Genomic DNA, 11,866 nt, shown 5'->3' with positions numbered 1-11,866 from the left:
CGGGGAGAGTAACCTGCCGCAGAGGACAGCACGATCATCAGTCCGCGTGGGACTCTCGGCTGATCGGAACAGCTCCTGTTTGCGCGGTGGTCTTGCGCGTAGCGACTCCGCGGCGAAACCCTCGATCTCCTGCCATGAACGCCTCCAGCATGTGCGGAATCAGTATCATAGCGTCAACCCTCTCACCATAGGCCTCTGCATGTAGCGCCGCGTAACGGTCTAGGTCAGCCTTCAGGCTGGCCGGGCAAGCGAAAGTCAGCTTGACGCTCTCGGTCTTGGGCAGCGGCCCAAGGCGCAATTTGCGTGTTGTGCTCATCGGAAAGCTCCTCGATTGAAGAACAGCGGCTGGTAAAGACGAAGCACTAGGTCCCGGTTGACGATGATCCGCACCGGCAGGCCCGGACGTTCGGTCAAGGTGGGCTGGATGTTCATGTTGCGCCGGGTCATCTCCTGGCCGACCTGGTTCACGCTGTCCTGCAGGCCATCACGACCAGCGATGATGATGCGATCACCATCCTGGCGGTTTTCCGGCGCGGCCAGCTCGGCGCCGATGCCCAGCAGCGTCGTCAGCGCCGCGCCGGCGAAGACGCGATCCCAATGCCAGTCGACTCCGTCCTCCAGGCCGGCATAACCGGCCGGATCAGTGCCCACGAGGTTGTCGAGCGTTAGTGAGGACGTGTCTGGCAGGATGATGCGATTCCACACCACCTGCACACGGCTCTGCCCATAACTAACCTGGCTGTTGTACCGACCGAGGATGCGCGAGCCCTGCGGGATCAGCAGGTGCTTGCCGGTCGCTGTGTCGTAGACCGGCTCCGTCACCGTGCCGATCACGTCACCCGGAAGATCCGACTTGATGCCCGTGACCAGCGCACCAGCGATCACCGTGCCGGCCATGACTTGGTACGGCGACGCCGGCAGCTGCAGGTTCCCAGAATTGCGGGTTTCCGTAGTGCCTGCGTGAAGGAATGCCTCTTTCTGCTCCTGTCGGTTCTGCACAGCTGTTGGATCAGCGGGTTGCGCTGCGGTCGACGCCGGACCGGAGGCCAGCGGATCGAAGCCCGCCAGTGTTGCTCCATCTGCGACAGGTTGTGCAGGTACAGCCATGGCTGGGCGCTCGCCACCCGTGCGAAAAAACACCGACGAGGCTGCTGCCTCCTCCGCTTCTTTCAGCCGCGCCAGCCGCTCAGCCTCGGCGGGATCGTGTCCGGGTGTCGTGTAGCTGGGTGCCGCAGGTCGCTGCGACTGCACGATGGCGGGGCCAAGGTCGCCCGGTAGCGGCGGCCCCAGTTCGGGCGGAGGCGGTGGTAGCTTGGAATAGTCCGAGGGCAGTCTGTCGAGCCCTTCGGGGCGCGAAACCCGGTCGACGTTGTACAGCTCGGCCGGATCGTTCCCGCCCCGCGACTTCGGTGGTTGCAAGGACCAAATGGTTGCCCCCAGCACAGCAGCGGAGAGCCCACCTGCAAGCAGCGCCAGGGTACGCCGGTTCAACCGCGTGACCGGGCGTGGCTGAGCACGGAGCGCGACTGTTTCGGGCGGGACCTTGCCGGCCGGCGGAGCGGCTAGGTCGGGGGTATCGTCCTGGCTCATGCTCAGTTCCCCCGCGCCACGCCATCCGTGCGCTCGATGCGCACCACGTCGCCCTTGTCGCCGCCCAGGCGCAGCTCCGCCGCGCCAAACAGCCGATCCACGATGTAGTACGGCGAGCGGAAACGGTAGTTGACCAGTTGCCCATCGCCTTGCGGGCCGATGACAAATAGCGGTGGTAGTTCGCCCTGGGCGATGCCTGCGGGAAACTGGATATAGACCTTCTCGCCATCATCGAAAGCACGCAATGGCTGCCACGGCGGTCTGCTGCCGCTGATCGCGTAACGGAAGCGGATTTTCTCCAGCGAGAGACCAGTATTGATCGGTGCGGTCGCCTGTGCAGCCTGCGCCTGGCGCTGCAGGGCCAGCATCCGGTCCTTCGGGTAGTCCCAGGACACCGAGGCCATCCAGGCCCTCTCGGTCGAAGTCAGCTCGATCAGGTAGGTACGCCGGCTGGTGGTGATGACCAGATTGGTCTTCAGATCCGAGCGGATCGGCTTGACCAGCACGTTGACGCGCAGCGCCTCGCCGGCGCCGCTGGAGGTGTCACCGACGATCCAACGCACCGTGTCGCCAGCTGCGACCGTCACCAGCTCCTCACCGGCCTGCAGCGTGATCACCGTCACCCGTCCCGGCGCGGCATAGACCTGGTACAGCGCGCCGTCGCTATAGGGCCAGACCTGGATCGCATTGACGTAGCCCTCTCGGGTGGGCGCCACCCTCGCCTCCTGATTCGCGCGTGACACCCTTACCTTCTCGTCGGCCGGTTCCGGGGCAGGACCGGCCTCGTCCGGCAATGGCTTCATCTGCCCTGGCATCGGTAGCACCTTCGGCACCGCCACCACTTCCACCGGTTTCGGCGGCTCGGGCAACAGCTGCGCCTGCACCGGCTCGTCGAGCGAGATGCGCGGAGGCGGCTTGCCCTGGCTGGAGCAGCCGGCCAAGGCCAGCAGGACCAGGGGGAGCGCTGATTTACGCAAGAACAGGTTCATGGCTTGGCTCCTTCAGAGGCATCAAGCTCGCGGCTCCACGACAGCCCATTGACGTAGATACCCAAGGGGTTCTTGCGCAGTCGCTGCTCGGTGCGCGGGGTTTGCAGGACAATAGAGATCACCGCGTTCCAACGCTCGGTTCCAGCAGGCGCGCCGTTGACGAAGCGCCGCTCCGTCCAACGCACGTTGAAGGAGGCGTCGCTGGCCCGCACGACGCTACTGACCTGCACCGTCACCGACTCCTTGCCCACGCGGACGAATGGATCGTTGGTGCGCGCATAGTCGTTGAGCGCCGCCGCGCCCCGGTCGGTGGTGTAGTCGTATGCGTCGAGCCAGTTCTGTCGCACCACGATCGGATCGATGGACAACGAACGCACTAGCGTGACGAAGCGCGCCAGGTGGTAGGCGACCTGTGCATCGGCCGGCCGATAGGGTGTGGTGGCCTCGCCGACCGCGCGCACTTGGCCGGACCTATCCACCTCAACCACGTAGGGAGTAACGATGGACTGCGCCGAACGCCAGACCAGTCCACCCGCCATCAGCAGGGCGAGCACCAGGCAGCCGAAGGCCATCAGGCGCCAGTTCTTCGCCTGCACACGGGCCGAGCCGATACGCTCGTCCCACGCCTGGGCAGCGGCCTGGTAAGGGGTAGCGGGTTGCGGTGTCTCGGCGTAGCGCACCCGCGGTCGTCTGAAGCGCATGGTCCATCCTCCCTATGCGTCCGAATCCCGCAGGTTCGGGCCACTGCCCGACCCGCCGCTGTCACCGCCACGCAGCGTGTGCGCGACAGTGGTGGCGGCATGGCTGATCTGCTGGCGGCGCTGCAAACGCCTGGCCCAGGCGGGTTGCGCCTTGGCATCGGTGGCAACCTGGGTCGTGTTGCTCACGGCGGCCGCACCGCCACCAGATGACGCTCCGCCTCCAGCAGCAAACCGATCCTTGAGCGAGCGCATTCCGGCCGCCAGCTTCGCTCCCGGCGCCATGCGAGCTCCGGCGGCGACTGCGGTACCAAAACCAGTTGCCGCGGCGCCCACGGCGACGGCCATACCAGCCGTGCCAAGCGCAGCACCAGCCATTGCCCCTGCCCCCAACTGAGGGCCTCCGGAAATCAGCCCGGTGGCGATGCCCGGGCCGAAGATGCCCAGGGCGAGCAACGCCAGCGAGGCCAGCATGACGACCAGCGCATGGTCGATGGAGGGCTCGTCGGGGTGCACCTGGAACTCGGCGAATAACCCGGTACCAATGCCGACGATCACTGCCAGCACCAGTACCTTGACGCCGGAGGACACCACGTTGCCCAGCACCTTCTCGGCGAGGAACGCGGTCTTGTTCCACAGCGCAAACGGCACCAGCACGAACCCCGCCAGCGCGGTGAGCTTGAACTCGATCAGGGTGATGAACAGCTGAATCGCCAGCACGAAGAAGCAGACGATGACCACCAGGTAGGCCAGGAACAGGATGACGATGGGATCGAGGTTGACGAATACTTCGGGGAAGCCCGTCAGTTCACCAATCTGCTCCAGAATCGGCGCGCCCGCGTCGATGCCGGTTTTCGCCAGGCGCCCCGGTTGCAGGAAGGTCTCCATTCTGAGCGTGCCGGTCGCCGCGAGGCCCAGCCCGGCAAAGGAACGAAAGACGATGCCGGCCAGCCAGTTGAAGTTGCCGATGATGTAGGCAAAGGCACCGACGTAGAGCACCTTACGGATCAACTTCGCCATCACGTCCTCGCCCTGGCCGGTGGCGTGACCGAGCGACCAGTAGAGCCCGGCGATCGTCATGTCGATGGCTATCAGTGTGGCGGTCAGGTAGGCAACCTCGCCTTGCAGCAGCCCGAAGCCCGAGTCGATGTAGCGCGAGAACGTATCAAGGAAGCGGTCGATAACCGTCACGTCATTCATGGCGAAACCTCCATCAATACCCGTAGAACTGCACCGCGTGCGGCGTATACGGCGTACCCTCGCCCAGGAAACGGCGGCGCACCTCCCGAGCCCGCTGGCTGGCCGCGGCCTGCCGCGCCAGCTCCAGGGAGGCGGCCCGATCCTGGGTGAGCTGGAGCTGCTGCGCCTGGATGGACTGCTTGGCCTGCAGGGCCAGCAGCTGGTTGGTCGCCTGCATGGCCTGCAGTGCACCGGTGGCCGACTGGCTCTGGCCGACCAGGTCTGCCAGCGCGCTTTCGTCCTCGCCCAGGTTGTGTGACACCTGCGACTGCATGCGCAGCGCGGTGTGCAGGCCATTGATGGCGTGTTCCCAGCGCTCTCGGGCATCCCGGTACATCTGGTCGCCGCTGACGGTAGCGGCATACTCGTCCGGGTACAGCCGGGCAAACTCGCTGTCGAGGCTTTGCACGTCGTAGGCAAGGCCCTGCGCTTCTGCGATCAGTTGCTCGCTCCTGGCCAGGGACGCGCGCAACCGGCTAACAACGTTGAAATCGAGGTTGGCCAGGTTGCGCCCCTGGTTGCTGAGCATCTGCGCCTCGTTCTGCAATTGCTGCACCTGGTTGTTGACCTGCTCCAGGGTACGAACCGCCGTCAGCGTGTTCTGCACCAGGTTGGTAGGATCGATCACGGTGAGTGCCGACACGGGCTGAATGGCCAACAACGAGACCGACAGTACGACGGCGAGAGACGTGAAAAGCGCGCGGGCTTTCATGGCGAAGTTTCCAGGGTTTGGGCGGCAAGAGAGGGGACGACGGATGGCGCGGACGACAACAACTCGGCCGCCCAATCGAGGCCGCGATGGCGCAGCCAGGCGGCGGCGAAGCCTGGCACCCCGGTATCGCGAAGCACGTTGTCCATGGCTCGTTGGTCCTGGGGCCTTGAGGCACCAGCGAACGCGAGCGCGACAGCCCCCAGGTCGAGGTCGAACAGTCGATTGCCCGCACGGGACTGGTAGTAGTAATCACGCTTGGGCTGCGCGGTAGCGACGATCTCGATCTGCCGCGCATTGAGGCCGAAGCCCTCGTAGATCGTGCGGATCTGTGGCTCCGTCGCCTGCGGGTTGGGTAGGAAGATGCGGCTGGCGCAGCTTTCGATAATCGCCGGGGCGATGCTGGAATCCTTGATGTCGGCGAGCGACTGCGTGGCGAAGATCACGCTGACATTCTTCTTGCGCAGCGTCTTGAGCCATTGACGAATGCGCGCGGCGAACACCGGGTCGTCGAGGAATAGCCAGGACTCGTCGAGGATCAACAGCGTCGGCGCGCCATCGAAGCGCTCCTCCAGGCGCGCGAACAGATAGCCCAGCACGGCCAGCACCGCCGCCTTGCTGTGCATCAGTTCCTCCATCTCGAAGCACTGCACATCGGCCATGCCCAGATAGTCCAGATCGGCATCGAGCAGCTTGCCGTGCGCGCCACCGAGCACATAGGGCGCCAGCGCCTGGCGAAGCGCATTCGACTGCAACAGCACTGACAGGCCGGTGAGCGTGCGCTGTTCGACTGGAGCCCCCGCGAGGCTGCCGAGCGCCGACCAGATAGCTGCCTTTTCATCGGGGCCGACGGCTACACCCTCCTGCAGCAGACGCCCTTCGACCCACTCGGCCGCCCAGGTGCGACTGCCCTCCTCGTCGATGCGTGCGAACGGTTGAAAGGCAATCGCTCCATCGGCGCCCAGGTCATAGTGCTCGCCACCCAGCCCCAGCACGGTTGCGCGCATCGAGCGGCCCATGTCGAAGGCGAAGATGCGCGAACCTGGGTACCGGCGGAACTGCAGCGCCAGCGTGGCGAGCAGGACCGACTTTCCCATGCCCGTAGGACCGACAACCAGCGTGTGCCCCACGTCGCCGACATGTGTCACCAGTCGGAACGGCGTCGCGCCCTCGGTGCGGGTGACGATCAGTGGCGGCCCGTCGAGATGGTTGTTACGTTCCGGCCCGGCCCAGACCGCCGACAGCGGCATCAGGTGCGCCAGGTTCAGCGTCGAGACGATGGGCTGGCGCACATTGGCGTAGGCGTTACCCGGAATGGATGACAGCCACGCCTCCACCGAGTTGAGACGCTCCGGAACCGTGACGAAACCTCGTCCCTGGATGACGCGCTCCACCCTGCGCAGCTTCTCGTCGGCCAGGTCGGCGTCACCATCTAGCACCGTCACGGTCGCGGTCAGGAAGCCGAAGGCAACCTGGTCGCTGCCCAGCGCCTGCAGGGCGGCGTCTGCATCGGCCGCCTTGTTGCTGGCATCGGTATCGAGCAGCGGGCTCTCCTGCTGGAACAGGGTCTCGCGCAGCAGCGCCAGCACGCTCTTGCGCTTGGCGAACCACTGGCGACGGAGGCGGCTAAGCTCCCTTTCCGCCTCGTCCTTGTCGAGGCAAAGAAAGCGTGTAGCCCAGCGGTAGGCAAAGCCCAGCCGGTTGAGGTCATCCAGAATTCCCGGCCAGGTCGAGGTCGGGAATCCGCGTAGCGTAATCACACGCAGGTGCTCATCGCCCAGCATCGGCGCCAGGCCACCGAGCAGCGGCACGTCGGCCAGCAGCATGTCGAGGTGGAACGGAACCTCCGGAACCCCGACGCGATAACGTCGTGTCGAGACCGTCGCATGCAGGTAGCTCAGCGTCTCGCCGTCATCCAGCCAGTCGATCTCCGGCATCACGCCCGCGAGCAGGTCGAAGATGCGCTCGGTCTCACCGATAAAGGCCGTGAGGCGCTCGCGCCAGTCCACACCTGCCGTCGAGGTGTTTTCATAGATCAGCATGGCGGCACGGGCATGCGACTCCTCGGGCGGCAGGTACTGCAGCGTGAGGTGATAGCGGCTCTCGAAGTGGTTGCCAGACTCCTCGAAGGTCGCGCGACGCTCCTCGTCCACGAGCCAGGACAGCGGCTCGGGGAAATCCGAGTGTGGATAACCCGCTGCTGGGCAGCGCTCAGCCTCTACGAACAGCGCCCAACCCGCGTCGAGCCGGCGCAGCGCGTTGTTCAGCCGTGCCGTGGTGGTCACCAATTCGCCTTGCGTCGCACTGTCGAGGTCGGGGCCACGGAAACGTGCCGTGCGCTGAAACGAGCCATCCTTGTTCAGCAGGACGCCGGGGGCGACCAAGCCGGCCCAGGGCAGCCAGTCGGCGAGCAGCGCCGGGCGCTGGAGGTATTCGGTAAGGTTCAGCATCGCAGCGCCCTCCCCTCACACGTCCAGCAGTGGCTTGTGCTTCAGGTGTCGGGCGAACACCTGCATGAACTGCGGATCGACCCGCGCGCCCCAGACCGCGAGCGCATGTCCTATCAGCCACAGCACCAGCCCCGGCAACCAGAGCTGCAGGCCCAACCCGACGGCCGCGGCCAGCGTGCCGTTGGCGATGGCCACCGTGCGCGGCGCGCCACCGAGCAGGATCGGCTCCGTCAGCGAGCGGTGCAGCGGCACCTCGAAGCCCGGCAGGTCGCTTCCGGTGCTCATACGACGGCCCCGCCGGAGAAGCTGAAGAAGGACAGGAAGAACGAGGACGCCGCGAAGGCGATGCTCAAGCCGAAGACGATCTGGATCAACTTGCGGAATCCGCCCGAGGTGTCGCCAAAGGCCAGCGCCAATCCCGTGGCAATGATGATGATCACCGCCACAATGCGCGCGACCGGCCCCTGGATCGATTCGAGGATGGACTCGAGCGGACCCTCCCAAGGCATCGAAGAACCGGCGGCTCTCGCCGTGCCGGCTGTCATCAGCATAACAACGACCAGCAGCAGGCGGCGGCGCGCAGCCCCCAACGAGCGACGCAGGTACAAAGCCGGATGTGAGGCATAACGGGAAACACGGGCGTTTATCTGCGTCATGGCAGTTCTCCAGGTTCGGTCGGGGACAGAAAAAAAGGCGTGAGCTGGTCACCCAGCGAGCCTCCCAGCACATCCGACAGGTGGTAACCGGCATCGTCGAAACCGGTCACACGAGCGATGCTCTCGATACGGCGCAAGCGCCCGCGACCAGCGATGAAGATCACGACGTTGACCGCCTCAGCGATCAACCCGCGCGGCGGATTCAGGGCGATCTCGAGCACCAGCTGTTCCAGGCGCAGCAGAGCGCCCTGGGCGGATCCGGCATGAATGGTGGCGATACCGCCTGGGTGGCCAGTGCCCCATACCTTGACGAGGTCCAGCGCCTCACCGCCGCGCACCTCGCCAACCACCACGCGGTCGGGACGCAGCCGCATGGTGGCGCGCACCAATTCGCGCATGGACACCACGCCCGCGCGCGTACGCAGCGGCACGTGGTCGCGCGCGGCGCATTGCAGCTCGATGGTGTCTTCGAGCACCAGCACACGGTCGCCGGTGGCGGCGATCTCGGCGAGCAGCGCATTGGCCAGAGTGGTCTTGCCGGTACTGGTACCGCCGGCGATCAGGATGTTCTGCCGCTCGCGCACCGCGCTACGCAGGAAGGCGGCTTGGGTGGCGCTCATCATCCCGTCCGTCACGTAGCGCTCCAGCGGTATGACGCCCACGGCCCGCTTGCGCAGGGCGAAGGCCGGCCCCGGCGCCGCCGGTGGCAGCACGCCTTCGAAGCGCTCTCCGGTTTCCGGCAGCTCAGCAGTCAGCAACGGTTGGCCACGATGCACTTCCGCACCGACGTGGGCGGCCACCAGGCGGATGATGCGCTCTCCGTCCGCTTCGGATAGCTCCGCACCTAGCGGCGCGCGCCCCGAAGACAGGCGATCCACCCACAGCGTGCGGTCGGGATTCAGCATGACCTCGACCACATCCGGATCCTCGAGCGCGGCGGCGATCAATGGCCCCATCGCCGTGCGCAGCATGCGGATACGCCGATCCAGCGTATCGGCAATGAACGAATGCGGCGCTGCGCTCATGACGCTTGCTCCCGCGCTTCGCCCTGTACCGACTCATTCGCGCTTGGGCCGCTAGGGTGCAACTCCTCCATCACGTCTCGCGCCAGGCTGCGTCCCCGCACCAAGTGGCGACCGAGTTGCTCCACGAACTGCTCGAAGCGTGCCTTGCCCTGGGCCTTGGCGGCCTCCTGGTGTGCCTCAGGGACGGGCGTGCTGACCGTCAGGAAGTAGCGCACGAACAACGCCAGCGTCTCGATCTCGATGGTCTGGTCGCGCTCCAAGCGCTCAAACTGGCGAGACAGGCGATCCAGCCGCTTGGCGATGGCGGCCTCGCGCTGATCGCCGGCCTCCGGCGACAACCAGGACGCCAGGGCCGCCGCGACGATGGAAGACTTGGACACGCCCTTCTTGGCAGCCAACTCGTCCAGGCGGCGGGCATGCTCAGGCTGGATAAACAGATTGAGGCGGTACTGGCTCATAGCTGGATTCCGTCGTCGGGGTCGAGGGCAGCCAGCCGGGCAACACGCTGCATGGCAGGATCGAACTGGCGAGGGAGAACAGGCGATGAGTCGTCGTCATCGAGCAGGGCCAGGTCGTTGCACGCAGGCTTCTGCTCGGGGTTGTAGGTGACGGCCTCGGAAAGCTCTGGCTGGCGGCGCGGGCCGCCATCGTCGAGCGAGCAGGTCGCATGGCCTTCACCGATTACCGAAGGGGCTGGCGCCGGTGGCCGAGCCAGTCCGCTCCAGTCGTCCGCACGCGCAGGCGGTGCATCGGCGTAGCGTCCGAGCACAAGAGTCGGTGGTTGCAGAACTCGCCGCTTGAAATTGACATCGCTGTAGTAGCGCAGCTTCCTGGCCCTGACCGGTGCAACGCTGGACACCATCACCACCGCCTCGTCTGGCGGTAACTGCATGACTTCCCCCGGGGTCAGCAGCGGCCGCGCCGTTTCCTGGCGCGACACCATCAGGTGCCCCAGCCAGGGGGCGAGCCGATGGCCCGCATAGTTGCGCTGCGCGCGCAGTTCTGTCGCGGTGCCCAGCGTCTCGGAAATGCGCTTGGCCGTGCGTTCGTCATTGGTGGCGAACGTCACCCGCACATGGCAGTTATCCAGGATGGAATGGTTCTGCCCGTAGGCCTTGTCGATCTGGTTGAGCGACTGCGAAATCAGGAATGCACGCAAGCCGTAGCCAGCCATGAACGCCAGCGCCGACTCGAAGAAATCCAGACGGCCCAGTGCGGGGAACTCGTCGAGCATCAGAAGCAAGGTGTGCCGCCGTTGCACGCCATCGCTGCCGTCGAGTGATTCGGTAAGGCGCCGGCCGACCTGGTTGAGGATCAGGCGGATCAGCGGTTTGGTACGACTGATGTCCGAAGGCGGCACCACCAAGTACAGCGAGACAGGATGATCGGCGGCTATCAGGTCGGCGATGCGCCAGTCGCAGTGCGAGGTCACCTGCGCCACCGTGGGATCGCGGTACAGCCCAAGAAACGACATGGCGGTGCTCAGCACTCCCGAGCGTTCGTTCTCGCTCTTGTTCAGCACCTCGCGGGCGGCGGATGCCACCACCGGATGCGTCCCGTCGCCCAGATGCCGGGTCGTCATCATCCGGTGCAGCGTCACCTCGAATGGACATTCAGGGTCGCTAAGGAAGTTGGCGACGCCACGCAATGTCTTGTCCTCGCCGGCATAGAGCACGTGCAGGATGGCGCCGACCAGCAACGCGTGCGAGGTCTTCTCCCAGTGGTTGCGGCGCTCCAACGCGCCCTCCGGGTCGACCAGGATGTCGGCGATGTTCTGCACATCACGCACCTCGTGATCACCCCGGCGCACTTCCAGCAGAGGGTTGTAGGCAGCCGAATGTGGATCGGTGGGGTTGAACAACAGACAGTGCGAGAAGCGCGAACGCCAGCCGGCGGTGAGGTTCCAGTTCTCGCCCTTGATGTCGTGGATGACGGCAGACGCTGGCCAACTCAGCAGCGTAGGAACCACCAGCCCCACGCCCTTGCCTGATCGCGTCGGTGCGAAGGCCAGGACATGTTCCGGCCCATCGTGACGCAGGTATCGATCGTCATATTGTCCAAGGAAGACACCAGCCGGACGATCCAGCCCCGCCTTGCGGATGTCTTCGGACTCCGCCCAGCGCGCCGAGCCATAGGTCGTGACCTGGCGTGACTGACGCGCGCGCCAGACCGACATGGCGATGGCGACGCCCACGGCCACCATGCCGCTGGCACCGGCGATGACACCACCAATGTCGAAAACCTGCGGCGCATAGGCACCGAAGAAGAACCACCATTCAAACAGCCGCCACGGGTGATAGACCGGCGTCCCGAAACACTCGAACCAGGGCGTGCCCAGGCGTACCTGGTAGCCCAGGGTGGCGGCTGTCCATTGCGTGGCACCCCACACGCCGGTGATCACGATGCCGAACACGGCGGCGACCTGTCCGAACAGCACATTCGTCCCTTGCATTTCCCTGCTCCGAGTCCCCGTGAATACAGCCCGTAAAGCTGGCTGCATGGTCGAGATT

At 65.5% G+C, this 11,866-nt stretch carries 12 protein-coding genes; all 12 read right to left on the bottom strand.

Annotated features, from left to right (window positions below):
* Positions 1-37: 37 nt before the first annotated feature.
* The 12 genes from BLS61_RS15220 to BLS61_RS15165 are packed head-to-tail and all read right to left on the bottom strand — an operon-like array spanning position 38 to position 11,808.
* Positions 38-316: a DUF2274 domain-containing protein gene (locus BLS61_RS15220; RefSeq protein ID WP_090432245.1), complete on the bottom strand. Its 279-nt coding sequence runs from the start codon at positions 314-316 to the stop codon at positions 38-40.
* Positions 313-1,590, bottom strand: a complete 1,278-nt coding sequence (locus BLS61_RS15215; RefSeq protein ID WP_090432243.1) for a TraB/TrbI/VirB10 family type IV secretion system protein — start codon at positions 1,588-1,590, stop codon at positions 313-315. The genes BLS61_RS15220 and BLS61_RS15215 overlap by 4 nt, the downstream gene beginning before the upstream one ends.
* Before the next feature lie 2 nt (positions 1,591-1,592).
* A complete protein-coding gene (gene trbG, locus BLS61_RS15210) occupies positions 1,593-2,579 on the bottom strand; it encodes a P-type conjugative transfer protein TrbG (RefSeq protein WP_090432241.1) in 987 nt (328 codons plus the stop codon).
* Positions 2,576-3,280 (bottom strand): conjugal transfer protein TrbF, encoded by a 705-nt coding sequence (gene trbF / locus BLS61_RS15205; protein ID WP_090432239.1) that lies wholly within the window; start codon positions 3,278-3,280, stop codon positions 2,576-2,578. Before trbF ends, trbG begins: the two co-directional genes overlap by 4 nt.
* Positions 3,281-3,292: 12 nt before the next feature.
* The gene (trbL, locus tag BLS61_RS15200; protein ID WP_090432237.1) at positions 3,293-4,477 is read right to left on the bottom strand and encodes a P-type conjugative transfer protein TrbL; all 1,185 of its coding nucleotides are present in this window, start codon (positions 4,475-4,477) and stop codon (positions 3,293-3,295) included.
* Positions 4,478-4,490: 13 nt separating this feature from the next.
* Positions 4,491-5,228 carry a P-type conjugative transfer protein TrbJ gene (gene trbJ / locus BLS61_RS15195; protein WP_090432236.1) on the bottom strand — a complete coding sequence of 246 codons (738 nt, stop codon included), beginning with the start codon at positions 5,226-5,228 and terminating at the stop codon, positions 4,491-4,493.
* The gene (trbE, locus tag BLS61_RS15190) at positions 5,225-7,675 is read right to left on the bottom strand and encodes a conjugal transfer protein TrbE (protein WP_090432233.1); all 2,451 of its coding nucleotides are present in this window, start codon (positions 7,673-7,675) and stop codon (positions 5,225-5,227) included. The genes trbJ and trbE overlap by 4 nt, the downstream gene beginning before the upstream one ends.
* A gap of 15 nt (positions 7,676-7,690) precedes the next feature.
* Complete coding sequence (locus tag BLS61_RS15185; RefSeq protein WP_090432231.1) at positions 7,691-7,960, bottom strand: VirB3 family type IV secretion system protein; 270 nt, start codon at positions 7,958-7,960, stop codon at positions 7,691-7,693.
* The gene (locus tag BLS61_RS15180; protein ID WP_090432229.1) at positions 7,957-8,331 is read right to left on the bottom strand and encodes a TrbC/VirB2 family type IV secretion system protein; all 375 of its coding nucleotides are present in this window, start codon (positions 8,329-8,331) and stop codon (positions 7,957-7,959) included. Before BLS61_RS15180 ends, BLS61_RS15185 begins: the two co-directional genes overlap by 4 nt.
* Positions 8,328-9,356 (bottom strand): P-type conjugative transfer ATPase TrbB, encoded by a 1,029-nt coding sequence (trbB, locus tag BLS61_RS15175; RefSeq protein ID WP_090432227.1) that lies wholly within the window; start codon positions 9,354-9,356, stop codon positions 8,328-8,330. Before trbB ends, BLS61_RS15180 begins: the two co-directional genes overlap by 4 nt.
* Positions 9,353-9,814, bottom strand: a complete 462-nt coding sequence (locus BLS61_RS15170; RefSeq protein WP_090432225.1) for a ribbon-helix-helix protein, CopG family — start codon at positions 9,812-9,814, stop codon at positions 9,353-9,355. Before BLS61_RS15170 ends, trbB begins: the two co-directional genes overlap by 4 nt.
* The gene (locus tag BLS61_RS15165; protein WP_090432223.1) at positions 9,811-11,808 is read right to left on the bottom strand and encodes a conjugal transfer protein TraG; all 1,998 of its coding nucleotides are present in this window, start codon (positions 11,806-11,808) and stop codon (positions 9,811-9,813) included. Before BLS61_RS15165 ends, BLS61_RS15170 begins: the two co-directional genes overlap by 4 nt.
* Positions 11,809-11,866 lie beyond the last annotated feature (58 nt).

It is taken from the genome of Ectopseudomonas guguanensis, assembly GCF_900104265.1.
GTDB classification, from domain to species: domain Bacteria; phylum Pseudomonadota; class Gammaproteobacteria; order Pseudomonadales; family Pseudomonadaceae; genus Aquipseudomonas; species Aquipseudomonas guguanensis.
This window is presented reverse-complemented; position numbering and strand designations above follow the sequence as displayed.

Coding starts and splice junctions, on each gene's coding strand:
- BLS61_RS15220 (WP_090432245.1), bottom strand. CDS start 316: ATGAGCACAACACGCAAATTGCGCCTTGGGCCGCTGCCCAAGACCGAG.
- BLS61_RS15215 (WP_090432243.1), bottom strand. CDS start 1,590: ATGAGCCAGGACGATACCCCCGACCTAGCCGCTCCGCCGGCCGGCAAG.
- trbG (WP_090432241.1), bottom strand. CDS start 2,579: ATGAACCTGTTCTTGCGTAAATCAGCGCTCCCCCTGGTCCTGCTGGCC.
- trbF (WP_090432239.1), bottom strand. CDS start 3,280: ATGCGCTTCAGACGACCGCGGGTGCGCTACGCCGAGACACCGCAACCC.
- trbL (WP_090432237.1), bottom strand. CDS start 4,477: ATGAATGACGTGACGGTTATCGACCGCTTCCTTGATACGTTCTCGCGC.
- trbJ (WP_090432236.1), bottom strand. CDS start 5,228: ATGAAAGCCCGCGCGCTTTTCACGTCTCTCGCCGTCGTACTGTCGGTC.
- trbE (WP_090432233.1), bottom strand. CDS start 7,675: ATGCTGAACCTTACCGAATACCTCCAGCGCCCGGCGCTGCTCGCCGAC.
- BLS61_RS15185 (WP_090432231.1), bottom strand. CDS start 7,960: ATGAGCACCGGAAGCGACCTGCCGGGCTTCGAGGTGCCGCTGCACCGC.
- BLS61_RS15180 (WP_090432229.1), bottom strand. CDS start 8,331: ATGACGCAGATAAACGCCCGTGTTTCCCGTTATGCCTCACATCCGGCT.
- trbB (WP_090432227.1), bottom strand. CDS start 9,356: ATGAGCGCAGCGCCGCATTCGTTCATTGCCGATACGCTGGATCGGCGT.
- BLS61_RS15170 (WP_090432225.1), bottom strand. CDS start 9,814: ATGAGCCAGTACCGCCTCAATCTGTTTATCCAGCCTGAGCATGCCCGC.
- BLS61_RS15165 (WP_090432223.1), bottom strand. CDS start 11,808: ATGCAAGGGACGAATGTGCTGTTCGGACAGGTCGCCGCCGTGTTCGGC.